Source organism: Streptomyces fodineus (assembly GCF_001735805.1).
Classification (GTDB): domain Bacteria; phylum Actinomycetota; class Actinomycetes; order Streptomycetales; family Streptomycetaceae; genus Streptomyces; species Streptomyces fodineus.
In genome coordinates this window covers 5522151-5548469 of record NZ_CP017248.1, presented here as the reverse complement: position 1 = coordinate 5548469, position 26319 = coordinate 5522151, and the positions used below count along the sequence as shown (strand labels likewise).

Sequence of the window (26319 nt, the reverse complement as noted above, 5' to 3'; positions counted from 1 at the left end):
GCGGTGTCAATACGGTCGGGGTGCTTGTCGGGTGCCCCCTGCCGTGGGCGGCCGGAACCGGTCGGTCGGCGACTTCAAAAAAACACTTGAGCACCTCCCGTCGGCTTTTTAGGGTGGCGGTACACGAGAAGGGAGGTGGTTCGGCAGATGTATGAGAACCGGACGCGTGAGGTGGCTGCGGGCTAGCGGTCCGCCACCACACCAAGTGCGGTGCCGGACCAGCACGCGACAGCGGCGTGCAGCCGGCCCCAATCCCAAGCAGTCACCCGACCCGCGGGCTGCCGGTACGTCCGGCCGGCTCCTCCTTGAGGAACCCAGCCCGCGGGTCGTCTGCGTGTGCGGGCCCCATGCTTTCAGGGGGCGAGGCGCTCGACCTTCCAGGTGCCGCCCGGCTGGGCGACGTACCGCAGGCGGTCGTGGAGGCGGTTCTCCCGGCCCTGCCAGAACTCGATGGTCTGCGGGGCGATGCGGAAGCCGCCCCAGTGCGGGGGGACCGGGACCTGTTCGTCCTCGGGGTAGCGGGCCTGGAGTTCGGCGTAGGCGGTGTCCAGTTCGGTACGGGAGGCGATCACCGTCGACTGGGCGCTGGCCCAGGCGCCGAGCTGGGAGCCGTGCGGGCGGGTGCGGAAGTAGGCGGCGGTCTCGTCGCGGCCGGTGCGGCGGGCGGTGCCGGTGACGATGACCTGGCGGGCCAGCGGGTGCCAGGGGAAGAGCAGCGAGATGTGCGGGTTCTCGGCGAGGTCGCGGGCCTTGCGGGAGTCGTAGTTGGTGTAGAAGACGAAGCCCTCGGTGTCGAACTGCTTCATCAGGACCGTGCGCGAACTGGGGCGGCCCGTCGCGTCCGCCGTGGAGACGACCATCGCGTTGGGTTCGTAGATCGTGCCGTGCAGCGCCGCCCGGGCGGCGTCCTCGAACCAGCGGGCGAACTGGTCCATGGGGTGCGTGGCGAGGTCCTGTTCGGCGAGACCCTCCGCCCGGTACTGCTTGCGCATGGCGGCGGGGTCGAGGACGGGGTCCAGGAGGGGTTCGCGGTCGGTCACGCGGTCATCTTGCCGTATCGAACGCCACTGGCACTCGGTGTCGTACGGACTCCCCAAGGATGACACTGGGGGTTATCGTGCTGGTTCCCCCGCGGGTTGACTGAGCACCGGATGACCACCGGCCGATCGGGGCATCACCGGGGTGACCGCCGCCGACCACATCACGAGGAGCCGCCTGATGTCCGATTTCGTACCCGGACTCGAGGGAGTCGTCGCGTTCGAGACGGAGATCGCCGAGCCGGACAAGGAGGGCGGCGCCCTGCGCTATCGGGGCGTCGACATCGAGGATCTCGTCGGTCATGTCTCGTTCGGGAACGTGTGGGGGCTGCTGGTCGACGGGGCCTTCAATCCCGGGCTGCCGGCCGCCGAGCCGTTCCCGATTCCGGTCCACTCCGGTGACATCCGCGTGGACGTGCAGTCGGCGCTCGCCATGCTGGCCCCGGTGTGGGGGCTGAAGCCGCTGCTCGACATCGACGAGCGGCAGGCGCGGGACGATCTGGCGCGGGCCGCCGTCATGGCGCTGTCGTACGTGGCCCAGTCCGCGCGCGGGCAGGGGCTGCCGATGGTGCCGCAGCGGGAGATCGACAAGGCGAGCTCCGTGGTGGAACGGTTCATGATCCGCTGGCGGGGCGAACCGGATCCCAAGCACGTGGCGGCCGTGGACGCCTACTGGACCTCCGCCGCCGAGCACGGGATGAACGCGTCGACCTTCACGGCGCGGGTGATCGCCTCCACCGGGGCGGATGTCGCCGCCGCGCTGTCCGGGGCGGTCGGGGCGATGTCCGGGCCGCTGCACGGGGGTGCGCCGTCGCGGGTGCTCGGGATGATCGAGGAGATCGAGCGGACCGGGGACGCGGAGGCCTACGTCAAGGGCGCCCTGGACCGGGGTGAGCGGCTGATGGGGTTCGGGCACCGGGTGTACCGGGCCGAGGACCCGCGGGCGCGGGTGCTGCGGCGTACGGCGCGGGAGCTGGGCGCTCCGCGGTTCGAGGTGGCCGAGGCCCTGGAGAAGGCCGCGCTGGAGGAGTTGCACAGCCGTCGGCCCGATCGGGTGCTCGCCACCAACGTGGAGTTCTGGGCCGCGATCATGCTGGACTTCGCCGAGGTGCCGGCGCACATGTTCACGTCGATGTTCACGTGCGCCCGTACGGCCGGGTGGTCTGCGCACATCCTTGAGCAGAAGCGCACGGGGCGGCTGGTGCGGCCGTCTGCCCGGTATGTGGGGCCGGGGGCGCGTAGTCCGCAGGACATCGAGGGGTACGCGGACATCGCCCACTGAGAGGGGTGCTTGGGGCGCGTGGGCGACTGCGGGTGCGTCGTGGTTCCTCGCGCCCACGCGGCGGAGCCGCACATCAGACACGGCCCGCGCCCCCAAGGAATTCATGCCGCCGGTGTCATCAGGTTCCCATGGTGCCGTTCTGCCACCAGCGGATGCGCCCTGAGCTTGCCCTTGAGTTCGTTGTAGCCGTACTCGGCGTACAGGGGGTTCGAGGGGTCGGTCGTGATGCCGGGGGCCTTCGAGGCGTGCGGGAACGGCAGCGGCTCCACCCGCGCGTCCAGGCGCGGGTTGTAGAAGAACGGCACGGAGAAGCGTTCCGTCGCTCCGGGTGGGCTCACCACGCGGTGGTTGGTGGCCAGAAGGTAGCCGTTGGTGGCGACTTCCAGGAGTTCGCCGAGGTTGACCACGAAGGCGCCCGCAAGGGGCGGGACGTCGTGGAAGAGGCCGTCCTCGCGGTGGACCTGGAGGCCGCCGACCGTGTCCTGCAGGAGCAGGGTCAGGAAGCCGTAGTCCTTGTGGGCGCCCACTCCCTGGTCGGTGCCGTCGGCCGCGCTGCCGGGGTAGCGGACCAGCTTCAGGTGCGGGTGGGCCCGGTCGCCGAAGATGGGGTCGTAGAAGCCGGCCGGGGCGCCGATGGCGGTGAGCAGTTCGTGCAGGAGGCGTTCGGCCACCGCGCTCAGCCTGTCGATCCAGGCCAGGGCCGCCGTGCGCAGCTCGGGGAGGGCGGCGGGCCACTGGTTGGGGCCCTGGAGCCACCAGTACGGGGGTTCGCCGGGGCCGGGGATGCGGGCGGGGCGTTCGGCGCCGATGTCGAGCTGGTCGCGCCAGTCGCGGGCGCCGGCGGTGCGTTCGTCGCCGGTGCGGGTGTAGCCGCGGAAATGGGGCGAGTTGATGTTGTCCAGGGCGAGCCGGTCGGCCTCGGGGAGGGCGAAGAAGGCGCGCATGGCGGTGAGCAGCGCGTCGGTCTCGGCCGGGGTCACGCCGTGCCCGACGAGCTGGAAGAAGCCCACGTCGTGGGCGGCGCTGTGCAGCTGGGCGTGGAGCAGGGCTCGGGCCTGGGGGCCGCGGTCGGCAGCCGACAGGTCGATGATGGGCAGCTGGTCGTACGACGGGGTCGTCGCGGTGTACGTCGTCATGGGTGCGTCCACGAGGGTGTGTGGGCCATGGGCAGAAGGCCGCCGAGGGTGGGGCGGCGCCGCCCAGGATGCCGTAAGAAGAGGGAGAAAAAAGGGGCTGAATCAGGCCGAAGGCCGACAGCCCATGCTCGTGACGCGCACGTAGTCCACGTGGCGGCGGCGAACGAGCATCGGAGGCATGCGGCAAGGGTACTGCGGCCCGCGGAGTACGGATGTGGCCCGGGTCATGGCCGGGGACGGGGTGGGGCCGTCAGCCCAGTGCCGTGTCCAGCAGGTCGGCCCACTGGGCGACGACCCGTTCGCGGCGGGTGGTGTCGTCGGTGAGGAGGTTGGCGAGGCCGAGGCCGCGGGCCATGTCCAGGAAGCCCTGGACGGTCTCGCGGGCGCCGGGGCGGGACTCGTCGGCGCCGAGGAGTTCCACGGCGATGCGGTGCGTCTCGCGGCCGACGCGGGCCTCCAGCTCGGTCACCGGGGCGCGGAGCTGGTCCTCGTTGGAGGCGGCGACCCACAGGTGCAGGGCGGCGCGGAAGAGGGGGCCGGTGTAGAGGTCGACCAGGGCGGCGACGACGGCACGGCGGTCGCCGGGGCCGGCCGGGAAGAGGGCCCTGAGGGCGGTGGAGCGTTCCTCGGCGACGTACTCGACGGCGGCGGTGAACAGGTCCTCGCGGGTCGGGAAGTGGTGCTGGGCGGCGCCCCGGGAGACGCCGGCGCGTTCGGCGACGACGGCGACGGTGGAGCCCGCCCAGCCGTGTTCGGCCAGGCAGGCCACGGCGGCCTCCAGGAGCCGCTGCCGGGTGGCCCGGCTGCGGTCCTGCTTGGGCGCGCGGTCGCGCTCCCTGGGCACAGGGCCGTGTTCCGCCGTCGTGCTCATCCGGTCACACCACCCATGCCGCGTCCCGTCTTTCCAGGAAGGCCGTCATCCCCTCCCGGGCCTGGTCGGAGGCGAACAGCCGGGCCGAGAGGGCGGTCAGGTCCGCCGCGTCCCGGTCGAATGTCTCCAGCACCCTAGCCGTGAGCAGCCGTTTCGTCTCGGCCAGGGCCTGCGGGGCGGAGCGGCGCAGGCCGTCGAGGAGCGGGGCGAGGGCCTCGTCGACGTCGTCGGCCGTCGTCGTGAGAAGACCCAGGCGTACGGCTTCCGGCGCGTCGAAGCGTTCGCCGGTGAGGTAGTAGCGGGCCAGGGCGCGGGGGTCGGTGCGCGCAAGGACCGGCAGGGAGATCACCGCGGGGGCGACGCCGATGCGGACCTCGGTGAAGGCGAAGGTGGCCGCGGTGGAGGCGGCGGCGATGTCGCAGGCGGCGAGCAGGCCGAGGCCGCCCGCGCGGACGTGCCCGGTGATCCGGGCGACGACCGGCTTCGGGAGCTCGACGAGTTGCCGGAGCAGGCCGGCCAGGGCGTCCGGGGGCGGGGGGTCGCGCAGGTCGGCGCCCGCGCTGAAGGTGGTGCCGGTGTGGGTGAGGACGACGGCCCGGACGTCCGGGTCCTTGCCGCAGTCGGCGAGGGCGCTCGCGAGCTCGGACACGAGGGCCGCCGAGAGCGCGTTGCGGGTGTCGGGGGAGTCGAGGCTGAGGGTTTCGACGGCACGCGCGCGCGTGCGGCTGATCGACGTCACGTCAGCTCCCGGAGTTCCCGGCGCAGGATCTTGCCGGAGGCGGCGCGTGGGACGGTGTCGATGAAGGTGACCTGGCGGACGCGTTTGTAGGGGGCGACGCGTTCGGCGACGTACAGCATGATCTCGTTCTCCGTCGGCTGTTCGGCGGCATCGGCCCGGCGGACCACGAAGGCGTGCGGGACCTCGTTGCCGTCGTCGTTGTAGGTGCCGACGACGGCGGCGTCGGCGATGCCGGGGTGGGTGAGCAGCAGGGCCTCCAGTTCGGCCGGGGCCACCTGGAAGCCCTTGTACTTGATGAGTTCCTTCACCCGGTCCACGACGAACAGCCAGCCGTCCTCGTCGACGTGCCCCACGTCCCCGGTGTGCAGCCAGCCCTCGGTGTCGATCATGGCGGTGGTGGCGTCGGGGCGGCCGAGGTAGCCCTTCATCACCTGGGGGCCGCGGATCAGGATCTCGCCGGACTCGCCGGTGCCGAGGTCCTTGCCGGGGTCGTCCAGGGACACGATGCGCATCTCGGTACCGGCGATCAGCCTGCCGACGGTGCCGGCGGGGGCGTCGTGCAGCCGGTCGAGGGGGACGACGTGGGTGCCGGGGGACAGTTCCGTCATGCCGTAGGCCTGGCCGATCGGGGGCAGGCCGAGCCGGTCGGCGCAGGCGCGGGCGAGCCGGGCGTCCAGCGGGGCGGCGGCGCTCAGCACGTACTTCAGGCAGGAGAGGTCGTACCGGGTGACCGCCGGATGCTTGGCGAGGGCCAGGACGATCGGCGGGGCGACGTACAGGCCGGTGATGCGATGGGTCTCGATGGCCGCGAGGAAGGTCTCCAGGTCGAAGCGGGGCAGGACGACGACCGTGGCGCCCTTGCGCAGCGGCGCGTTCATCAGGGCGGTGAGCCCGTAGATGTGGAAGAACGGCAGGACGGCGAGGATGCGCTCGTCCTGCGTCGTCGGGACGGCGGGCTCCAGCTGGGCGAGGTTGGTGGCGATCTGCCGGTGGGTGAGCATCACGCCCTTGGGGACGCCGGTGGTGCCGGAGGAGTACGGCAGCGCGGCGATGTCCTCGGCCGGGTCGAAGGCGAGCTGCGGCTCGGGGGCGGTGGTGGCGAGCATGTCGATGAGCGAGCGGTGCCCGGGGGCGCTGTCGCAGACGAATATCTCCCGTATCCCGCCGACCAGTTCGGCGGCGCGGCGGGCCGTCTCCAGCAGGGGTGAGACGGTGACGATCCAGCGCGCGCCGCTGTCGTCGAGCTGCCCCGCGAACTCCTCGGGCGTGGCGAGCGGGTGCACCGTGGTGACGGAGGCACCCGCGCGCGTGGCCGCGTAGAAGGCGGTCGGGAAGGCGATGGTGTTGGGGCTGTGCAGGGCGAGGACGTCGCCCTTGCGGACGCCCGCGTCGGCGAGACCGGCGGCGACGCGCCGGTGGAACCGGTTCACCTGCTCGTACGTGAGGGTGGTGCCGTCCGTGCCGTCGATGAGGGCGGGACGCGCGCCGAACTCGGCGGCACGGCCCAGGACGGCCTCGTGGATGGGGAGTTCTACGGGCGGAACGTCTGCGTACTCGCTGCGGAACACGGTTCCTCCAGTGCGGTCGCGGCCACCTAGTACGACTTGGGCAGGCCCAGGGTCTGATGGGAGACGTAGTTCAGAATCATCTCCCGGCTCACCGGGGCGATACGAGCCACGCGCGCGGCCGTTATCAGCGAGGCGAGCCCGAACTCGCGGGTGAGCCCGTTGCCGCCGAGGGTGTGCACGGCCTGGTCCACGGCCTTCACGCAGGCCTCCCCCGCCGCGTACTTGGCCATGTTCGCGGCCTCGCCCGCGCCGATGTCGTCGCCGGCGTCGTAGAGATGGGCCGCCTTCTGCATCATCAGCCGGGCCAGCTCCAGGTCGATGTGCGCCTGCGCCAGGGGGTGGGCGATGGCCTGGTGGGCGCCGATCGGGGTCTTCCACACGGTGCGGTCGCGGGCGTACTCGATCGCCTTGGCGAGCGCGTAGCGGCCCATCCCGATGGCGAAGGCCGCCGTCATGATGCGTTCGGGGTTGAGCCCGGCGAACAGCTGCAGCAGACCGGCGTCCTCGTCGCCCACGAGCGCGTCGGCGGGCAGCCGTACGTCGTCCAGGACCAGCTCGAACTGCTTCTCCGCGGCGCCCAGTTCCATGTCGATCGGCCGCTTCCGGAAGCCCTCGGCGTCCGTCGGGACGATGAACAGGCAGGGCTTGAGGCGTCCGGTGCGGGCGTCCTCGGTACGGCCGACGATCAGGACGGCGTCGGCCATGTCGACACCGGAGATGAAGACCTTGCGGCCGGTGAGGAGCCAGTCGGTGCCGTCGCGGCGCGCCGTGGTGGTGATGCGGTGGGAGTTGGACCCGGCGTCGGGTTCGGTGATGCCGAAGGCCATGAGGCGGGTGCCGTCGGCGATCCCGGGGAGCCAGGTCCGTTTCTGGGCCTCGGTGCCGAAGCGGGAGATGACCGTGCCGCAGATGGCGGGGGAGACCACGAGCATGAGCAGCGGCGAGCCCGCCGCGCCCAGCTCTTCGAGGACGATGGAGAGTTCGGTGATGCCGCCTCCTCCGCCGCCGTACTCCTCGGGGAGGTTGACGCCCAGGTAACCGAGTTTGCCCGCGTCGGACCAGAGTTCGGTGGGGGGTTTGCCCGCGGCTACGGTCTGGACCAGGTAGTCGCGGCCGTAGCGTTTGCCGAGGGCGGCCACGGCGGATCGGAGGGCTTTGTGCTCTTCGGATTCGATGACGGCGGTCATGAGGCTCCTAAGAAGAGGTTTCCTGCACTACGGCGAGCAACATGCCCGGCTCGACCTGCTGGCCGGTCCTGACGTGCAAGGCGCTGAGCGTTCCGGTGACCGGCGCCGAGATCTGGTGCTGCATCTTCATCGCCTCCAGCCAGATCAGGGGCCGGCCCGCCTGGACGGCCGCCCCCTCCTGAAGGCCCTCGGCAACGCGTACGACCGTGCCCGGCATCGGGGCCAGCAGGGAGCCCGGTGCCAGCTGGGCGGTGGGGTCGGGGAAGCGGGGCAGGGCGGTGAGGCGGGTGGAGCCGACGTGGATCTCGTCGCCGTACGCGGACACCGTGAACCGGCGTTCCACACCGTCCACTTCGAGGACGACCAGATGTGCGTCGGCGTGCACGACCCGGACTCCGTCGGCGGCGAGGCCCTGCCGGGTGTGCCGGTAGTGCACCTCGTGCTCCTCCCCCGCCATCGCGTACCGCTTGACCTGCGGCTGCGAGGGCAGGTTGCGCCAGCCGCCGAACCGGGAGCGGGCGTGGGCGTCGGCGAGGGCGGCGGCCAGGGGGGCGTAGGGGTCGGGGGCCGGCCGGGTCAGTTCGGCGAGGTGGCGGTCGTAGAAGCCGGTGTCCATACGGCCGCCGGTGAACTCCTCGTGGCGCAGGGAGCGTACGAGGAGGTCCCTGTTGGTGACCGGGCCGTGCACTTCGGCTCGCTCCAGTGCGCCCGCGAGCCGGCGGATCGCCTCCGTGCGGGTGGGCGCGTGGGCGACGAGCTTGGCGAGCATCGGGTCGTAGTGGACGCCGATGGTGTCGCCGTCGGTGTAGCCGGTGTCCAGGCGTACGCCGGCCGGTACGGCGAGGTGGTGCAGGGTGCCGGTCTGCGGGGCCCAGTCGCGGGCGGGGTCCTCGGCGTACAGGCGGGCCTCGATCGCGTGGCCACGCGCGCGTGGCGGGTCCTTTTCGAGGGCGTGGCCCTCCGCGACGCGGATCTGCTCGGCGACCAGGTCGATGCCGAACACCGCCTCGGTGACGGGGTGTTCGACCTGGAGGCGGGTGTTCATCTCCAGGAAGTGCGCGCGGCCGTCGGCGACCAGGAACTCGACGGTGCCCGCGCCCACGTAGGCGACGGCGCACACGGCCTGTACGGCCAGCGCGTACATGTCCTCGGTGAGCGCCTCGGAGAGTCCGGGTGCCGGGGCCTCCTCGATGACCTTCTGGTGGCGGCGCTGGAGGGAGCAGTCGCGGGTGCCGAGCGGCCAGATCGTGCCGTGGGTGTCGGCGAGGATCTGCACCTCGACATGGCGGCCGTGCTCCAGGTACGGCTCCACGAAGACCTCGCCGTCGCCGAAGGCGCTCGCGGCCTCGGCGCGCGCGGCCTTCAGCGCGCCGGGCAGCTCCTGAAGGCGGCGCACGATCCGCATCCCGCGCCCCCCGCCGCCGGCGGCCGCCTTCACCAGCACCGGCAGGTCGGCCTCGGTGACGTCGGCTTCGGCGAGGGACGCGATGCCCATCAGGTCCTTCGCGCGGGTCTTGGACGCCATCGCCTCGATGGCCTCAGGGGGCGGGCCGATCCAGGTCAGACCGGCGTCGAGGACCGCGCGGGCGAAGCCGGGGTTCTCGGAGAGGAAGCCGTAGCCGGGGTGCACAGCGTCCGCGCCGGCCGCGAGGGCGGCCTTCACGATCAGGTCGCCGCGCAGATACGTCTCGGCGGGCGCCGCGCCCGGCAGCCGTACCGCCGTGTCGGCCACGCGCGCGTGGAGCGCGTTCTCGTCGGCGTCCGAGTGCACGGCGACCGTCCGGATACCCAACTCACGGCAGGTGCGGATGATCCGGCAGGCGATCTCGCCCCGGTTGGCGACGAGCAGTGTCGTAATCACGTGATGCCTCACATCCGGAAGACGCCGAAGCCGCCGCGCACGCCCTCGTAGGGCGCGGTGTGGAGGGCGGACAGGCACAGGCCTAGGACGGTGCGGGTGTCGCGCGGGTCGATGACGCCGTCGTCGTACAGCCGCCCGGACAGGAACATCGGCAGCGACTCGGACTCGATCTGCTGCTCCACCATCGCGCGCAGGGCGGCGTCCGCGTCCTCGTCGTACGGCCGCCCCTTCGCCGCCGCCGACTGCCGGGCGACGATCGACAGCACACCGGCGAGCTGCTGTGGGCCCATGACGGCGGACTTGGCGCTGGGCCAGGCGAACAGGAACCGGGGGTCGTAGGCGCGCCCGCACATGCCGTAGTGCCCGGCGCCGTACGACGCCCCCATCAGCACGGACAGGTGCGGGACCCGGCTGTTGCCGACCGCGTTGATCATCATCGAGCCGTGCTTGATGATGCCGCCCTGCTCGTACTCCTTGCCGACCATGTAGCCGGTGGTGTTGTGCAGGAAGAGCAGCGGGATGTCGCGCTGGTTGGCGAGCTGGATGAACTGGGCGGCCTTCTGCGACTCCGCGCTGAACAACACGCCCTGGGCGTTGGCCAGGATGCCGACCGGGTAGCCGTGCAGGGCCGCCCAGCCGGTCACCAGGCTGGTCCCGTACAGCGGCTTGAACTCGTCGAAGTCGGAGGCGTCGACGATCCGGGCGATGACCTCGCGCGGGTCGAAGGGGGTCTTGAGGTCACCGGGGACGATGCCCAGCAGCTCCTCCGGGTCGTACTTGGGCGGCTCGGCGGGGCCGGGATCCGGGTACGCCTTGCGGTGGCCCAGCCGGGCGACCACGCGGCGCGCCTGGCGCAGGGCGTCCGGCTCGTCGACGGCGAAGTAGTCGGCGAGGCCCGACACGCGCGCGTGCATCTCCGCGCCACCCAGGGACTCGTCGTCGCTCTCCTCGCCGGTGGCCATCTTCACCAGCGGCGGTCCGCCGAGGAAGACCTTCGCCCGCTCCTTGACCATGATCACGTGGTCGGACATGCCGGGGATGTAGGCGCCGCCGGCGGTGGAGTTGCCGAAGACGACCGCGACGGTCGGGATTCCGGCGGCCGAGAGGCGGGTGAGGTCGCGGAAGATCGCGCCGCCCGGGATGAAGATCTCCTTCTGGGACGGCAGATCCGCACCGCCCGACTCCACCAGGGAGATGCAGGGCAGCCGGTTGGCGAGGGCGATGTCGTTGGCGCGCAGGGCCTTCTTCAGCGACCAGGGGTTGCTGGCGCCGCCGCGTACGGTCGGGTCGTTGGCGGTGATCAGGCACTCCACGCCCTCGACGACACCGATGCCGGTGACGAGCGAGGCGCCGACCGTGTAGTCGCTCCCCCAGGCGGCCAGCGGGGACAGCTCCAGGAACGGCGTGTCGGGATCGAGGAGCAGCTCGATGCGCTCGCGGGCGAGCAACTTGCCGCGCTCGCGATGCCGTCGGACGTACTTCTCGCCGCCGCCCGCGAGCGCCTTGGCGTGCTCGGCGTCGAGTTCGGCGAGCTTGGCGAGCATGGCCTCGCGGTGCGCGCGGTGGTCGGGGCCGGCCGGATCCAGGGCCGAGGTCAGGACGGTCACAGCAGGGCCTCCGGGATGTCCAGGTGGCGGGAGCGCAGCCATTCGCCGAGGGCCTTGGCCTGCGGGTCGAAGCGGGCCTGCGCGGCGACGCCCGCGCCGAGGATGCCCTCGACGACGAAGTTGACCGCGCGGAGGTTCGGCAGCGGATGCCGGGTGACGGGCAGCTCCCGGCTCTCGGGGATCAGCTGCCGGAACCTTTCGGCGGTCAGCTCGTGCGCGAGCCACCGCCAGGCCTCGTCGGTACGGGCCCAGACGCCGACGTTGGCGTTCCCGCCCTTGTCGCCGCTGCGGGCCCCGGCGACCAGGCCGAGGGGCGCGCGGCGGGTCGGTCCGGGCGGCAGGGGCTGCGGAAGGGCCGGCTCCGGTACGGCGTCCAGGGGCCGGGTCTGCTGGGGCGGCGCCACAGGGATACGGCGTCCGTCGTGGAGGACGGCCCTATGGTCTACGGCGCCATGGGGGACGTACACCTCCTCGAAGACCCCATAAGGCGAGCCCTTCCCCGGTGGGGACAGCACATGGAAGCCGGGATAGCTGGCCAGCGCCAGCTCCACGGCGGCCCCGCTCAGCGCGCGCCCGACGACCCGCTCGTCCGCGTCCCGTACGACGAGCCGCAGCAGGGCGCTCGCGGTCTCCTCGGTGTCGGCGTCGGCCCGGTCGGTGCGGACGAGCTCCCAACGCACGTCCGCGGGCGGCGACTTGGCGAGGGCGTCGGTGAGCTGGGCCCGCACCAGGCTCGCCTTGGCCTCGATGTCGAGCCCGGTGAGGACGAACACGACCTCGTTGCGGAAGCCGCCGAGCCGGTTCAGCCCGACTTTCAGGGCCGGCGGCGGCGCCTCGCCGCGTACGCCCTCGATCCGCACCCGGTCCGGTCCGTCCTGGCTCAGCCGTACGGTGTCCAGCCGGGCGGTGACATCGGGCCCGGCGTACCGCCCGCCGCCGGTCTCGTACAGCAGCTGCGCGGTGACCGTGCCGATGTCGACCAGGCCGCCGGTGCCGGGGTGCTTGGTGATGACGCTGCTGCCGTCGGCGTGGATCTCGGCGAGCGGGAAGCCCGGCCGGCGTACGTCCCCCTCCTGGAAGAACGCGTAGTTCCCGCCGGTGGCCTGCGTCCCGCACTCCAGCACATGCCCGGCGACGACCGCGCCCGCGAGCCGGTCGTGGTCCGTGGGGCCCCAGCCGAAGTGGGCGGCGGCGGGCCCGGTGACGAGGGCCGCGTCGGTCACGCGCCCGGTGACGACGATGTCCGCGCCGGCCCGCAGACACTCGGCGATGCCGAAGCCGCCGAGGTAGGCGTGGGCGGCGAGGGTGCCGGGGTGCGCGGCGGTGCGGTCGTCGCCCTCGACGTGGGCGACGCGGACCGGGATGCCGAGCCGGTCGGCCAACTCCCGCACGGAAGCGGCGAGTCCGGCCGGATCGAGTCCGCCCGCGTTGGTGACGATCTTCACGCCGCGCTCATGGGCGAGACCCAGGCAGTCCTCCAGCTGGCGCGGGAAGGTGCGGGCATGACCGGCGCCGGGGTCCTTCAGCCGGTCGCGGGCGAGGATCAGCATGGTGAGTTCGGCGAGGTAGTCGCCGGTGAGGACGTCGACCTCGCCGCCGGTCAGCATCTCGCGCAGGGCATCGAAGCGGTCGCCGTAGAAGCCGGAGAAGTTGCCGATGCGCAGGCTGGTCACGCCGGGTCCTCCTTCGGCGGGCGGCCGCTGCCGGGCGGGCCCGCGAAGGCCTGGGCGATGTCCAGCCAGCGGTCGGCGTCCGGGCCGACGGCGGTCAGGGCGAGGTCGGACCGGTGGGCGCGCTGGGTGACGAGGAGGCAGAAGTCGAGGACGGGCCCGGTGACACGCTGGGTCGCGCTCTCGGGCCCGTACGCCCACACCTCGCCCGTGGGTGAGGTGAGTTCGACGCGGAACTCCTCGGCGGGAGGGGTGAGCTGGTGGACGGTGTAGGCGAAGTCGCGGGTACGGACCCCGAGCCGGGCCACATGCCTGAGCCGGTCGGTGGGGGTTCGGACCACACCCAGGGCGTCGGCGATGTCCAGGCTGTGAGCCCAGGTCTCCATGAGCCGGGCGGTGGCCATGGAGGCGGCCGACATGGGCGGGCCGTACCAGGGGAAACGGGCGCCGGGCGGGGAGTTGCGCAGGGCCCGGTCGAGGGCGGTGCGCCCCTCGCGCCAGGTCGACAGCAGCTCGGCGGGTGTGCGCCGGGCGCCCTCCTCAGCGCCCTCGTCCACGAAGGAGTCGGGGGCGGCGAGTGCCTTTTCGACCAGTACGTGGAAGGCGTCCACGTCGGTGACGGCGAGCAGCGCCGAGCGGTCGGTCCAGGCGAGGTGCGCGATCTGGTGGGCCACGCTCCAGCCGGGCGCGGGGGTGGGCAGTGCCCACTGCTCGGGGCTCAACTCGGCCACGAGCAGGTCGAGTTCCTCGCTCTCGGCACGCAGGTCGTCGATGACGGGCGTCGGGTCGGCCATGGGGGTGAGCATGGCAGTGGGGGCAGAAACAATCAAGCGTGCTTGCATGAATTTGCGCTTGCCGTGGTCACGGGTGACCAGGCGGAGCGGGCGGTCCGGGTCGCACAGGCACACAGGTGTCAGGCCGGCCCGTCAAGCCGGCCCGTCAAGCCTCCGGAACCGGCTCCACCCGGGCCTTGCCCCGGCCCACCTGGGTCCGTACCGCGCCGATGCTCGCCGCGATGACCAGGGCGATGGCCCCCGCCTCCGTCAGCGACAGGGACTGGCCGAGGATCAGGAAGCCGGCCGTGGCCGCTATCGCCGGTTCCAGGCTCATCAGGATCGCGAACGTGGAGGCGGGCAGGCGGCGCAGGGCCAGCAGTTCGAGGGTGTAGGGGAGGACCGAGGAGAGCAGGGCGACCGCCGAGCCGAGGGCGAGGGTGGCGGGGTTCAGGAGGCGGCTGCCTGCCGAGACGATGCCTACGGGGAGGAACAGGAGGGCCGCCACCGCCATGGCCAGGGCCAGTCCGTCCGCCTGGGGGAAGCGGCGGCCCGTACGGGCGCTGAAGAGTATGTAGATCGCCCACATGGCGCCGGCACCCAGGGCGAATCCGACACCTATGGGGTCGAGGCTGCTGAAGCCTCCGCCGCCCAGCAGGAAGACGCCGAGCAGGGCCAGGGCCGCCCACAGCGCGTTGATCGCCCGGCGGGAGGCCAGGACGGACAGGGCCAGCGGGCCGAGCACCTCCAGGGTGACCGCCGGACCGAGCGGGATGCGGGCGACCGCCTCGTAGAAGAGGCCGTTCATCGCGCCCATCGCGATGCCGAACGCGATCACCGTGCCCCAGTCGGCGCGCGAGTGGCCGCGCAGCCGGGGGCGGCAGACCACGAGGAGGACCACGGCCGCCGCGAGGAGGCGGAGGGTGACGACGCCCGGTGCGCCGGCCCTCGGTATCAGGGTCACCGCGAGCGCCCCGCCGAACTGGACCGAGATGCCGCCGGCCAGCACCAGGCCCACCGGGCCGAGCGAACCGGGCGAGCCGAAGCGGCGCGGGCCCCGCGCAGGGGTGACCGGGGTCGGCTTGGCGGTGCTGGAGGTGGCGGTCACGGGCGGTCCTGTGCTTGATCGGATTCGTTCATCTCGATGGACTACCAGGTCCAGGGTAATGGACTTTGACAGGTGCGTGAACCCTTTACGGCACTGTCCCGGATGCTGGGATCCCGGCGTCCGCCCATCAGATGCCCAGCCAGGCCTCCTCGTCGCGGAAGAGGGGGCGGGAGTCGGAGACGGGGCCGCGTAGGGGCCGTAGCCGTACTGCGGCCGGTACTGCTGCCGGTACTGCGGCGCCTGCTCGTACGCCGGTGCCGGACTCCGGGTCTCCCACAGCGGCATGCGCAGCTCGCCGGTGTCCATCACCGCGTTGTTCTGCGAGCGGTGCAGCCGGGAGTACGCCCCGCCGCGGGCGAGGAGTTCGTCGTGGCGGCCGGTCTCGACGATGCGGCCGCGGTCGACGACGAGGATGCGGTCGGCGTCGGGGGCGAGGTCGAGGTCGCGGGTGATCGTGATCGTCGTACGGCCGGTCATCAGACGGCGCAGGGGTTTGACCACGCGACGGGCGGCCATCGCGTCCAGGCCCGCCGTCGGCTCGTCCAGGACCAGGACGGGCGCGTCGCGCAGGAGGGCGCGGGCGATGGCCAGGCGCTGGAGCCGGCCGCCGGAGAGGCGGGCCGAGTGGGGGCCGACCCGGGTGTTAGCGTCGGATCAGTGATCCCGGCCGGGCAGCGGATTGGGCAGCGGCTTCGGCGCGTGCTTCTTCTTGGGCTTCGGCGGGGGCGGGGGCGGGACACGCCGAACGAGCCCCCAAAAACCCTCAGCGCAGGCCCATGTAGACGTCAAGTGCCTTGTGCAGCAGGCGGTTCAGCGGGAAGTCCCACTCGCCGACGTACTCCACCGCCTCACCGCCCGCGCCCACCTTGAAGCGGAGCAGGCCGAGGAGGTGGTTGGACTCCTCCAGGGTGTCGGTGATGCCCCGGAAGTCGTAGACGTGCGCACCGAGTTCGTGGGCGTCGCACATCATGCGCCACTGCATCGCGTTGTTGGGCTGCACCTCGCGCTTGCGGGCGGTGGAGGCGCCGTAGGAGTACCAGACGTGCCCGCCGACGGTCAGCATCGTGGCCGCGGCGAGGACGTCACCCTCGTGGTGGGCGAGGTACAGCCGCATCCGGTCGGGGTCCTCGGCGGCGAGCGCGGTCCACATGCGCTGGAAGTACGGCAGCGGGCGCGGGATGAACCGGTCGCGCCGGGCGGTCTCGGCGTACAGCTCGTAGAAGGCGGGCAGGTCCTCGTAACCACCCCGGACGATCTTCACGCCCGCCTTCTCGGCCTTCTTGATGTTGCGCCGCCACTGCTGGTTCAGCCCCCGGTGGATGTCGTCCAACGACCGTCCGGCGAACGGAATCTGGCAGACATACCGGGGCTGTCCGGCGGCGAAGCCCTCCTCACCACCGGGCTCGGACTGCCGCCAGCCCATCCGGCGCAGCCGGTCGGCCAGGTCCGCGGCACCCGGCTCGGACGAGGTCGGCGGCACGTCCCGCAGCCGGTGCAGGTCCGGGTCGGCGATCGCGGCCTTGACCGCCTCGGGGCTCCAGCGCCGGGCCACCACGGGCGGGCCCATCTTCACCGAGAAGGCGCCCTGTTCCTTGAGATACCCGAGCATCGGCTGCAGCAGGCGCTGCAGCTCGGGCGAGTCCCAGTCGATGACCGGCCCCTCCGGCAGATAGGCCAGATACCGTTTCAGCTTGGGCAGCGGCCTGAGCAGCACCAGCCCGGCCCCGACGAGCCGCCCGTCCCCCTCGAACCAGCCCAGGCTCCGCGCCCTCCAGTCCGGCTTCACCTCCCCCCATGACGGCACCTGCATATGGCTGGCGGACGGACGGCCCGCCACGAAGGCGAGGTGCTCGGCACGGGTGATGGACCGGACGGTGAGAGTCATGCACGCTCCTTGAAGATCACCTTTTCTTCTCCTCACCCTACGAAGCCCCCCGCCCGGCCCCTATGCGTCGCCGCGCCCGTCCTTCGGTCCCCATGCCGCCAGCACCTCGGTGTCCGTCGCCCGGGCGTACAGGAAGTACTCGGCCCATTCGGCGATCTCCGGGTACGCGCACTCCCGGACCAGCCGGGCCACCGCCGCCGGTATGTCGTACGGCGTCACCCTCAGGTCGGCGCCGGGGCCGAGGAGGCACCAGTGGGCGCCGGGGCGGCCGTAGGGCATGCCGACGCTGCCGGGGTTGACCACCAGGCGGCCGTGGGCGAGGCGGACGTAGGGCATGTGGGTGTGGCCGCAGACGACCGTGGCCACCTCGGGCGCCAGGCCGGTGAAGACCTCCGCCCAGCGGGCCGGGCGGGAGTCCACCAGGACCAGTTCCTCGTCGTCTCGCGGGGTGGCATGGCAGAACAGGACCGTGCCGAGGCCACGGACGCGCAGGGTGAGGCTGCGGGGCAGGGAGGCGAGGAAGTCGATCTGGTCCTCGCGCAGTGCTCTGGCCGCGTACGGGCCGATGGGGTCGAGGATGTCCGTGCGTGCACCGCGCCGGTACTCCACCAGTTCCCGGTCGGCGTTCCCCGCGAGCCACAGCACCCTGTCGCCCTGCGCCCGCAGCAGCTCCAGCACCTCGCCCGGCTGGGGTCCCGCCACGATGTCACCGGTGAGGACGATCCGGTCGGCCGCGACCACCTCGGGCTCCGCCAGGACCGCCTCCAGGGCGGGCAACACGCCGTGGACGTCGGACAGCACCGCCAACCGGCCGTAGTCCCCCGTCACTTCGCACCCCCCGTTTGCCGCTCCAGCGCCTCCGCCAGCACCTCGGCCAGGTGTCGTGCCCGTACCCCGGCCAGCTGTTCGAGCTGGGTGCGGCAGGAGAAGCCGTCTGCCAGGACCACCGTTTCCTCGGGGGCCTCTCGGACCGCTGGGAGGAGCTGTTCCTCCGCGCAGGCCCGGGACACCTCGAAGTGGCCCCGTTCGAAGCCGAAGTTGCCCGCGAGGCCGCAGCAGCCGCCGGTCAGTTCGCCGGTGAGGCCCGCGGCAGCGCGCAGGCGGCGGTCGGGGGTGTCGCCGAGGACCGCGTGCTGGTGACAGTGGGTCTGGCCGGCGGCCGGGCGGTCCACGGCGGGCGGGGTCCAGTGCGGGGCGTGCCGCTCCAGCGCCTCGGCGAAGGTGAGGACGGCCGAGGAGAGCCGGGCGGCGCGTGGATCGTCGTGGAGCAGCTCGGGCAGGTCGGTGCGCAGGGCCGCCGCACAGCTCGGTTCGAGGACGACGACCGGGGCCCCGGCCCGCAAGCCCGGCTCCATCAGGTCCAGCGTGCGGCGCAGAACCTTGCGGGCGCGGTCGAGTTGGCCGGTGGAGATGTAGGTGAGGCCGCAGCAGACCCGGGAGCGGCGGGCGGTGAGCAGCGCCGTGGCCGGCCTGGGCCGGCCGGTGCCGATCCCTCCCCCGCGCACCAGCAGTGTCGGCGGCAGGGCCACCCGCAGCCCGGCGGCCTCCAGCACCCGGACGGCGGCCCGGCCGACGGACGGCGACAGATGCTCGGTGAACGTGTCCGGCCAGAGCACGACCAGCTCGCCCTCGCTGCCGGGGACCGGCTTCCTGCCGCGCCACCAGCCGGTGAACGTCCGCGTCGCCAGCCGGGGAATCTCCCGCTCGGCCGCGATCCCGCCCAGCCGCTTGCCGGCCTGGGCCAACGGCCGTACCGCGGCAAGGGAGTTGAGCAGCGGGGCCGTGCGGGTCAGAGCGATCCAGCGCAGCCACTGCGGCAGCCGGCCCATGCTGAGGTGGGCGGCGGGCCGGCGTCGGCCGGCGTAGTGGTGGTGCAGGAACTCCGCCTTGTAGGTGGCCATGTCGACGCCGACCGGGCAGTCGGAGCGGCAGCCCTTGCAGGACAGGCACAGGTCGAGGGCGTCGCGGACCTCCGTCGAACGCCAGCCGTCGGTGACCAGTTCACCGGCCAGCATCTCGTGCAGCAGCCGGGCCCGGCCGCGCGTGGAGTGTTCCTCCTCGCCGGTCGCCCGGAAGGAGGGGCACATCACGGCGGGGCCGGCCGCCGTGGTCGTACGGCACTTGGCGACGCCGACGCAGCGGCGGACGGCCGCGCGGAAGTCGCCCTCGTCGGCGGGGTAGCCGAAGGCCACGTCGACCGGGTCGCGGGGCAGCACCGAGAAGCGGAGGTTGTCGTCCAGCGCCGCCGGGCGGACCAGCATGCCGGGGTTGAGCAGGTCGTCCGGGTCCCAGACCGCCTTGGCCCGCTCGAAGACGGCCACCAGCTCCGCGCCGTACATGCGGGGCAGCAGCTCCGCGCGGGCCTGCCCGTCGCCGTGCTCCCCGGACAGTGAGCCGCCGTGCTCCACCACCAGACCGGCCAGTTCCTCGGAGAAGCGGCGGAAGCGGCCGATGCCGGCCTCGGTGAGCAGGTCGAAGTCGATACGGACGTGGATGCAGCCGTCGCCGAAGTGGCCGTACGGAGTGCCGCGCAGGCCGTGGGCCGACAGCAGCGCGCGGAAGTCCCGCAGATAGGCGCCGAGCCGGGCGGGCGGCACCGCGCAGTCCTCCCAGCCGGGCCAGGCCTCACTGCCGTCGGGCATCCGGGTGGCCGTGCCGCTCGCGTCCTCGCGGATGCGCCACAGGGTCCGCTGGGCCGCCGGGTCGGTCACCACCAGGGAGTCGACGACGTCGGCCGCGCGGACGATCGCCTCCGCATGCGCGCGTGCCTCGGCCGCCGAGTCCCCGCCGGTCTCCACGAACAGCCAGGCACCCCCCTTGGGCAGCCCCGCCGGGGAACGCACCAGGTCGGCCGCCATGCCCTCCACCGTCAGCGGGCCGAACGGCAGCAGGCCCGCGGCTGCCTCTGCCGCCGCGCTCTCGTCGCCGTAGCCCAGGACCGCCAGGGCACGCGCCCGTGGGGACCGCACCAGCTGGACGACCGCCTCGGTGAGGATGCCGAGGGTGCCCTCGCAGCCGCAGAAGGAACGGGCGACGTCGGTGCCCTTCTCGGGCAACAGCGCGTCCAGGGCGTACCCGGAGATGCGGCGGGGCAGGTCGGGAAAGCCGGTGCGCAGCCGGGCCAGCTCGCTCTCCACCAGCTCGCGCAGCCCCTCGGGCGCCCCCTTCCCGCCCTGCCCGAGCCGCAGCCGGTCACCGCGCGCGGTGATCACGGACAGCTCCCGCACGCTGTCGGCGGTCGTCCCCCAGGCGACCGAGTGCGAGCCGCAGGAGTTGTTGCCGATCATTCCGCCGAGCGTGCACCGGCTGTGTGTGGACGGGTCCGGGCCGAAGCGCAGGCCGTGCGGGGCGGCGGCCTCCTGGAGCCGGTCGAGGACGAGACCCGGCTGGACCACGGCCGTGCGCGCCTCGGGATCGATCGACAGCAGGCCGTTCATGTGGCGGGTGAAGTCCAGGACGATCCCCGCGCCGGTCGCCTGCCCGGCGATCGACGTGCCCCCGCCGCGCGCCACCACCGGCACCCCGCGCGCCCGGCAGATCTCCAGCGCGGCCGCCACGTCGTCGGCGTCTGCCGGGGCGACGACGCCCACGGGGACACGCCGGTAGTTGGACGCGTCCATGGTGACCAGCGCCCGGGAGGTGGTGTCGAAACCGACCTCGCCCCGGACGGCGCCGCGCAGCTGAGCTTCGAGACCCGAGTGATCCGTCATGCGTCCAGGATGCATCCGCTCACGGACAGTCACCGAAAGTTTTCCACAGCCCCGCGCATATCGTCGTACTGATTCACAAGTCCGTGGTTCGACGACCTTGTCTCATCCGACGGACACGGTTCTGCCCGGTTTCGCCCACCGGTATACGCTCCGACTCGTGGCCGACATTCAGATCCCCGCTGACATCAAGCCCGCCGACGGACGCTTCGGCTCGGGCCCCTCCAAGGTGCGCACCGAGGCGCTGGACGCCCTGGCCGCCACCGGTACGTCCCTGCTGGGCACCTCCCACCGCCAGGCGCCCGTCAAGAACCTGGTGGGCAAGGTCCGCGAGGGCATCTCCCAGCTGTTCTCCCTGCCCGAGGGCTATGAGGTGATCCTCGGCAACGGCGGCTCGACCGCCTTCTGGGACATCGCCACCCACGGTTTGATCGAGAACAAGTCCCAGCACCTGAACTTCGGCGAGTTCTCCTCCAAGTTCGCCAAGGCCGCGAAGCTCGCCCCCTGGCTGGCCGAGCCGACCGTCATCGCCAGCGACCCCGGCACCCACCCCGAGCCGCAGGCCGAGGCGGGCGTCGACGTGTACGCCTTCACCCACAACGAGACCTCCACCGGTGTCGCCATGCCGATCCGGCGCGTGGCCGGCGCCGACGAGGGCGCGCTCGTCCTCGTGGACGCGACGAGCGGCGCCGGCGGCCTCCCGGTCGACGTGTCCGAGACGGACGTCTACTACTTCGCCCCGCAGAAGTCCTTCGCCTCCGACGGCGGTCTGTGGATCGGCGTCTTCTCCCCGGCCGCGATCGAGCGCGCCGAGCGCGTCCACGCGTCCGGCCGTCACATCCCGGAGTTCTTCTCGCTCCCCACGGCGATCGACAACTCCCGCAAGAACCAGACGTACAACACCCCGGCCCTCGCCACGCTCTTCCTGCTGAACCAGCAGCTGGAGTGGCTCAACGGCCAGGGCGGCCTGGCCTTTTCCACCGGCCGCACCAAGGACTCCTCGACCCGCCTGTACTCCTGGGCGGAGGAGTCCAAGTACGCCACCCCGTTCGTCGCCGACCCGGCCAAGCGCTCGCAGGTCGTGGGCACGATCGACTTCGCCGACGAGATCGACGCGGCCGCGGTCGCCAAGGTGCTGCGTGCCAACGGCATCGTGGACACCGAGCCGTACCGCAAGCTCGGCCGCAACCAGCTGCGCGTCGCGATGTTCCCGGCGGTCGACCCGGCGGACGTCGAGGCGCTGACGAAGTGCGTCGACTACGTGATCGAGAAGCTGTAGTCGTTTCGTCCACGACGACGATTCGTCCAACGACGAAGGGCGCCCGGCGGAGTACGTTCCGCGGGCGCCCTTCGTGTGGGTCTGTGCATGGCGGTTATTTCGCGTCGCCGTTGAACTTCGAGGCCGACCAGAAGTAGCCGAGCACCGCGAGGCCCACGCACCAGGCGACGGCGATCCACCCGTTGTTGCCGATGTGGGTGCCGAGCAGCAGGCCGCGCAGGGTCTCGATGGAGGGCGTGAACGGCTGGTACTGCGCGATCGGCTGGATCCAGCCCGGCATCGAGTGCAGCGGGACGAAGGCGCTGGACAGGAGCGGCAGCAGGATCAGGGGCATGGCGTTGTTGCTGGCGGCCTCGGCACTGGGGCTGACCAGGCCCATGCCGACCGCGATCCAGGTGAGCGCCGTGGCGAAGAGCACGAGCAGTCCGAACGCGGCGAGCCACTCCAGGACGGTGGCATCGGTGGAGCGGAAGCCGATGGCCACGGCGAGGGCGCCGACGATGACCACGCTGATGATCGACTGCAGCACGCTGCTGATGACGTGTCCGACGATCACGGAGCCGCGGTGGATCGCCATCGTACGGAAGCGGGCGATGATGCCCTCGGTCATGTCGTTGGAGACGGAGACCGCGGTGCCGATCGTGGTGCTGCCGATGGTCATCAGCAGCAGGCCCGGGACGATGTAGGCGATGTACTTGGCGCGGTCCGGGCCGCCGCTGCCGATGCCCGCGCTCATGGTGTTGCCGAAGATGTAGACGAACATCAGCAGCAGCATGATCGGGGTGAGCAGCAGGTTCAGGGTCATGGACGGGTAGCGCCGGGCGTGCAGGAGATTGCGGCGCAGCATGGTGGAGGAGTCGCGTACGGCGAGGGACAGGGAGCTCATCGGGCAGTCTCCTTGGACTGGTTGGGGACGGTGGCGCCGCCGGTCATGGCGAAGAAGACGTCGTCGAGGTCGGGGGTGTGCACGGTCAGCTCGTCCGCCTCGATGCCGGCCGAGTCCAGCCAGTCGAGGATGGAGCGCAGCTCGCGCTGGGTTCCGTCGCTGGGGATCTGCAGGGCGAGCGCCGCGTCGTCCCGGGAGGCCTCGCGCAGGGTGGAGGCGGCGTTCTGGTACGCGGCCGGGTCGGTGAAGCGGAGCCGGATGTGTCCGCCGGGGATGAGCCGCTTCAGCTCCTCCGCGGTGCCCTGGGCGGCGATCTTGCCGTCGTTCAGCACCGCGATGCGGTCGGCGAGTTCGTCGGCCTCCTCCAGGTACTGGGTGGTGAGGAAGACGGTCGTACCGCCGGAGACCAGCTCGCGGATGATCTGCCACATGTTGTGCCGGGAGCGCGGGTCGAGGCCGGTGGTCGGCTCGTCGAGGAAGATGATCCGCGGGTTGCCCACCAGGGTCATCGCGATGTCCAGGCGGCGCTTCATACCGCCGGAGTAGGTGGAGGCGGGCTTCTTCGCGGCCTCCACCAGGTCGAAGCGCTCCAGCAGTTCGGCGCTGACCTGCCGTCCCTCGCGCTTGGACAGGTGGTGCAGGTCGGCCATCAGCAGCATGTTCTCCTCGCCGGTGATCAGCCCGTCCACGGCGGAGAACTGTCCGGTGACGCCGATCGCGGCGCGCACGGCCTGCGCTTCGGCGGCGAGGTCGTGGCCGCCGACGCTGATCCGGCCACTGGCGGGGTCGGGCGAGATGAGGGTGGAGAGGATCTTTACCGCGGTGGTCTTGCCGGCGCCGTTCGGGCCGAGCAGGGAGAAGATCGTGCCTTCCGGGACGGCCAGGTCGATGCCGTCGAGGACGGTCTTGTCGCCGTAGGACTTGCGCAGCCCGTTCGCCGCGATGGCCAGGTTGGTCATGGGGGTGCTCCCTTGTGAACGCTGCGGGTTACAGGCTGCGGGCGGTGATGTCGCCGTAGGAGGTGGTCGCGTGGATGCTCAGGGCGCCGGCGCTGCCGGTGTTCTTGACCTCGTTGCGGATCCGGCCGTAGGTGGTGCCGGCGTCCAGGGAGGCGGAGACTCCGCGGGCGACGCCGACCGAGATGTCGCCCTGCTGGGTGCTCAGGGTGACCGTGCCGCCCACGGCCTCGGTGATGTTGAGGGCGCCCTTCTGGGTGCTGATCTCCGCGGAACCGCCCAGACGGCCGACCGAGACGTCGCCGGCGAGGACGGTGAGGCGGGCGCTCTCGGTCTCGTCGAGCTTGACCGTGGCCTGCTGGCCGTCGAAGGTGACGTCGCCGAGCCGTCCGACGCCCCGGAACTCGGCGCTGGCCGCCCTCGCCTCGACCCGGGAGCCGGCGGGCAGCTGGACGGTCAGCTCGATGGATCCGGAGTTGCCGAGGACCCGGTTCTTCGGCGGTGCGGCCTCGATCCGCAGCACGCCGTCGACGTAGGCGACCGCGATCCGCTCCGCCGCCTTGACGTCGCGGCTCTTGGAGGCGTCCATGGGCAGGACCTCGACGGTGGTGTCGGCCCGGTCGGCGGCGATGAGCTGGATGCGTCCCGCGGGGATGTCCAGGACGGCCGAAACCGGGGCCGGGGTGTCGAACTTCTGCATCGTGCTCTGGTCCTTCTGCATCGTGCGCTCCTTCGGCTCGCTGTTTCCGATGATGGAAACGCTACGTTGCATTCATAGATCAGGCAACACCGTCGTTGCGTTTGACTGGCATCAATGCAGGTAGAGACCTTAAATTCGTTGCAATGGTTGTGAATCTAATGCAACAAGCCCCTCGCGTTCGTTGCAATGGATGGGAGGTGAACGCTACACTGGAGACATCCGAGGACCACGAAGGAGACCGCGATGCCGGGAGGCAGACTCACTCAGCAGGAGCGCCAGCAGATCGCGCTGGGACTGGCCGACGACCTCGCCTACGCGGAGATCGCCCGCCGCCTCGACCGTCCGACCTCGACGATCACGCGCGAGGTGATGCGCAACGGCGGACCCACCGCCTACCGCGCCGACCTGGCCCACCGCGCCACCGAACGCCGCACCCACCGGCGCAGACAGACCGCGCCCCGGGGGAGGGAGGCCGCGCAGAGTCACGGACGCGACACCGAGGCCGTGCGCGAGTACGAGGAGGCGTTCACCACCCTCCTCATGCAACAGGGCCTGCCCAAGATGGCCGCCCGGGTGCTGGTCTGCCTCTACACCAGCGACGCGGGCAGCCTCACCGCGTCCGAACTCGTCCAGCGCCTCCAGGTCAGCCCGGCGTCCATCTCCAAAACGGTCGGGCTCCTCGAGACCATGGGCCTCATCCGCCGGGAACGCGACGAACGCCGCCGCGAACGCTACGTCGCCGACAACGACGTCTGGTACCAGGGGATGATCACCGCCGCCCGATCCCATACACAGCTCGCCGAGACCGCGCGGCAGGGCGTCAGCCTCCTCGGCCCCGGCACCCCGTCCGCCATCCGCCTCGAGAACATCGCCCGCTTCCTCGACTTCGTCGGCGAGAGCATGATCCGCGCCGCGGAGCAGGCCCGCGACGTCCTCTACAGCACAGCCGAAACGGCCCCGGGCGGCACCGCCACGGCGAGTTCAGATCGCGCCTAGACGGCCGGTGTGCGGCGATCGCGTGGTTCGTGCGCCGGCGCGCCGGACCGGCGGCGTCACCCCCGCCGCCGCAGCAGCCGCATCCCGAACAGCGCGGCCAGCCCGACGGCGACGACGGCGGCCCCGACCTTCAGGCCACCGCCGCCGATCCCACCGCCGGAGAGGGGCGAACCGGCTTGCGCCGAGGGTGATGCGGATGTCGGCAGGTCCGGCACCTGTTTCGCCACCACCTCGCTGTCGGCGCCCTCGCTGCTGTACAGCAGCTTGGTCCCGTCGACGGAGTACGTGACGCCCTCGCCCTGCCCCTGCAGGGGTACGTCGAGCTGGCCCTCGCGTTTGATCCGGCCGCCGTTCCAGTCGTAGTAGATCCCGCCGAGGTACCCGCGCACGGCGAGCTGCCGCCCGTCCGGCGAGAAGGCGGCGTCCGTGGCCCACAGGTCGACGGCGGCGATGGGCCTGAAGATGTTCGTGCCGGAGGTGGACAGGTGGGCCGGGCCCTCGTACAGGTGCCCGCCGTCCTCCTTCTTGTCGATGATGTAGACCCGCCCGGTCTTCGGGTGGACGAGCAGCGACTCGGCGTCGCGCGGCCCGTCCGCGTACTTCACGACGTACTGCGTGGCGGTGACCGTCTGGTCCTTCAGCTCCTTCGGCTCGGGCAGCCGGTAGATCCACACGTACGGCCACTTGCCGCCGAGGTTGTCGCCGATGTCGCCGAGGTAGATCTCGTTGTGCGGCCCGATGGAGATGGCCTCGTCGTCCCGTGGGGCGCCGATGCCGCGCAGGGTGATCCGGGCGACGGTCTTGCCGGTCCGGCTGTCCACGGCGTAGATGTACGGCCCGTCGGAACTGTCGTTGTGCGTCCAGTAGATGCCGGGGTGGAGGCGGGAGGCGGCGAGCCCGCTGGACTCGGTGATCCGCGGGTCCTTGAAGGTGAAGCCCTGGTCACCGTCGGCGGCCGACGCGGGCATGGCGAGCGCGCCCACGAGCAGGGACCCGGCGAGGACGGCGAACGATCGGCGCATGCCCCAAGACTGCCATTCCCGCCGGGGGTTCACCGGTCCGCTCCCTCGG

The 26319-nt window shown here is 71.9% G+C and carries 21 protein-coding genes and 1 pseudogene; 3 read left to right on the top strand and 19 right to left on the bottom strand.

Features of this window, described 5'->3' with window-relative positions:
• Window positions 1-353: 353 nt before the first annotated feature.
• Window positions 354-1040 carry a pyridoxamine 5'-phosphate oxidase gene (gene pdxH / locus BFF78_RS23750; RefSeq protein ID WP_069780242.1) on the bottom strand — a complete coding sequence of 229 codons (687 nt, stop codon included), beginning with the start codon at window positions 1038-1040 and terminating at the stop codon, window positions 354-356.
• A 178-nt stretch (window positions 1041-1218) separates the two neighbouring features.
• Here pdxH and BFF78_RS23745 point away from each other — a divergent pair, with 178 nt between their 5' ends.
• Window positions 1219-2319 (top strand): citrate synthase 2, encoded by a 1101-nt coding sequence (locus BFF78_RS23745; protein ID WP_069783762.1) that lies wholly within the window; start codon window positions 1219-1221, stop codon window positions 2317-2319.
• A gap of 101 nt (window positions 2320-2420) precedes the next feature.
• On the opposite strand, the gene BFF78_RS23740 is transcribed toward BFF78_RS23745, so the two are convergent.
• The 14 genes and pseudogenes from BFF78_RS23740 to BFF78_RS23680 form a co-directional block, all read right to left on the bottom strand.
• Complete coding sequence (locus tag BFF78_RS23740; protein WP_069780241.1) at window positions 2421-3455, bottom strand: isopenicillin N synthase family dioxygenase; 1035 nt, start codon at window positions 3453-3455, stop codon at window positions 2421-2423.
• A 250-nt stretch (window positions 3456-3705) separates the two neighbouring features.
• Complete coding sequence (locus tag BFF78_RS23735; protein WP_069780240.1) at window positions 3706-4326, bottom strand: TetR/AcrR family transcriptional regulator; 621 nt, start codon at window positions 4324-4326, stop codon at window positions 3706-3708.
• A 4-nt stretch (window positions 4327-4330) separates the two neighbouring features.
• Window positions 4331-5065, bottom strand: a complete 735-nt coding sequence (locus BFF78_RS23730; RefSeq protein WP_069780239.1) for an enoyl-CoA hydratase family protein — start codon at window positions 5063-5065, stop codon at window positions 4331-4333.
• On the bottom strand, window positions 5062-6633 hold the full coding sequence (locus BFF78_RS23725; protein ID WP_069780238.1) for a 4-coumarate--CoA ligase family protein: 1572 nt from the start codon (window positions 6631-6633) through the stop codon (window positions 5062-5064). Before BFF78_RS23725 ends, BFF78_RS23730 begins: the two co-directional genes overlap by 4 nt.
• Window positions 6634-6659: 26 nt before the next feature.
• On the bottom strand, window positions 6660-7820 hold the full coding sequence (locus tag BFF78_RS23720) for an acyl-CoA dehydrogenase family protein (protein ID WP_069780237.1): 1161 nt from the start codon (window positions 7818-7820) through the stop codon (window positions 6660-6662).
• A gap of 7 nt (window positions 7821-7827) precedes the next feature.
• Entirely contained in the window at window positions 7828-9681 is a 1854-nt protein-coding gene (locus tag BFF78_RS23715) for an acetyl/propionyl/methylcrotonyl-CoA carboxylase subunit alpha (protein ID WP_069780236.1), read from the bottom strand.
• An 8-nt stretch (window positions 9682-9689) separates the two neighbouring features.
• Complete coding sequence (locus BFF78_RS23710; RefSeq protein WP_069780235.1) at window positions 9690-11288, bottom strand: acyl-CoA carboxylase subunit beta; 1599 nt, start codon at window positions 11286-11288, stop codon at window positions 9690-9692.
• Window positions 11285-12961, bottom strand: coding sequence for an acyclic terpene utilization AtuA family protein (locus tag BFF78_RS23705; RefSeq protein ID WP_069780234.1), 1677 nt, complete (start codon window positions 12959-12961; stop codon window positions 11285-11287). The genes BFF78_RS23710 and BFF78_RS23705 overlap by 4 nt, the downstream gene beginning before the upstream one ends.
• On the bottom strand, window positions 12958-13752 hold the full coding sequence (locus tag BFF78_RS23700) for a TIGR03084 family metal-binding protein (RefSeq protein ID WP_069783761.1): 795 nt from the start codon (window positions 13750-13752) through the stop codon (window positions 12958-12960). Before BFF78_RS23700 ends, BFF78_RS23705 begins: the two co-directional genes overlap by 4 nt.
• A gap of 145 nt (window positions 13753-13897) precedes the next feature.
• A complete protein-coding gene (locus BFF78_RS23695; RefSeq protein WP_069783760.1) occupies window positions 13898-14839 on the bottom strand; it encodes an EamA family transporter in 942 nt (313 codons plus the stop codon).
• 540 nt (window positions 14840-15379) lie between these two features.
• Window positions 15380-15475, bottom strand: a pseudogene (locus BFF78_RS50190) (ATP-binding cassette domain-containing protein); the annotation flags it as partial.
• A 127-nt stretch (window positions 15476-15602) separates the two neighbouring features.
• A complete protein-coding gene (locus tag BFF78_RS23690; RefSeq protein WP_069780233.1) occupies window positions 15603-16724 on the bottom strand; it encodes a lipid II:glycine glycyltransferase FemX in 1122 nt (373 codons plus the stop codon).
• Between the two features lie 60 nt (window positions 16725-16784).
• Window positions 16785-17552 (bottom strand): metallophosphoesterase family protein, encoded by a 768-nt coding sequence (locus BFF78_RS23685; RefSeq protein WP_069780232.1) that lies wholly within the window; start codon window positions 17550-17552, stop codon window positions 16785-16787.
• On the bottom strand, window positions 17549-20434 hold the full coding sequence (locus BFF78_RS23680) for an FAD-binding and (Fe-S)-binding domain-containing protein (RefSeq protein ID WP_069780231.1): 2886 nt from the start codon (window positions 20432-20434) through the stop codon (window positions 17549-17551). The genes BFF78_RS23685 and BFF78_RS23680 overlap by 4 nt, the downstream gene beginning before the upstream one ends.
• 157 nt (window positions 20435-20591) lie before the next feature.
• Between BFF78_RS23680 and serC the strand changes: the two genes are divergently transcribed.
• Entirely contained in the window at window positions 20592-21710 is a 1119-nt protein-coding gene (serC, locus tag BFF78_RS23675; RefSeq protein WP_069780230.1) for a phosphoserine transaminase, read from the top strand.
• 94 nt (window positions 21711-21804) lie between these two features.
• On the opposite strand, the gene BFF78_RS23670 is transcribed toward serC, so the two are convergent.
• Genes BFF78_RS23670 through BFF78_RS23660 form a run of 3 tightly spaced genes read right to left on the bottom strand, consistent with a single transcriptional unit; the run spans window position 21805 to window position 24252 of the window.
• Window positions 21805-22596 carry an ABC transporter permease gene (locus BFF78_RS23670; protein WP_069780229.1) on the bottom strand — a complete coding sequence of 264 codons (792 nt, stop codon included), beginning with the start codon at window positions 22594-22596 and terminating at the stop codon, window positions 21805-21807.
• On the bottom strand, window positions 22593-23555 hold the full coding sequence (locus BFF78_RS23665) for an ATP-binding cassette domain-containing protein (RefSeq protein ID WP_069780228.1): 963 nt from the start codon (window positions 23553-23555) through the stop codon (window positions 22593-22595). The genes BFF78_RS23670 and BFF78_RS23665 overlap by 4 nt, the downstream gene beginning before the upstream one ends.
• Window positions 23556-23583: 28 nt before the next feature.
• The gene (locus BFF78_RS23660; protein WP_069783759.1) at window positions 23584-24252 is read right to left on the bottom strand and encodes a DUF4097 family beta strand repeat-containing protein; all 669 of its coding nucleotides are present in this window, start codon (window positions 24250-24252) and stop codon (window positions 23584-23586) included.
• A 243-nt stretch (window positions 24253-24495) separates the two neighbouring features.
• Between BFF78_RS23660 and BFF78_RS23655 the strand changes: the two genes are divergently transcribed.
• Window positions 24496-25248: a helix-turn-helix domain-containing protein gene (locus tag BFF78_RS23655; RefSeq protein WP_069780227.1), complete on the top strand. Its 753-nt coding sequence runs from the start codon at window positions 24496-24498 to the stop codon at window positions 25246-25248.
• 56 nt (window positions 25249-25304) lie between these two features.
• Here BFF78_RS23655 and BFF78_RS23650 read toward each other — a convergent pair whose 3' ends face one another.
• Entirely contained in the window at window positions 25305-26270 is a 966-nt protein-coding gene (locus tag BFF78_RS23650) for a TolB-like translocation protein (RefSeq protein ID WP_069780226.1), read from the bottom strand.
• Window positions 26271-26319: the final 49 nt, after the last annotated feature.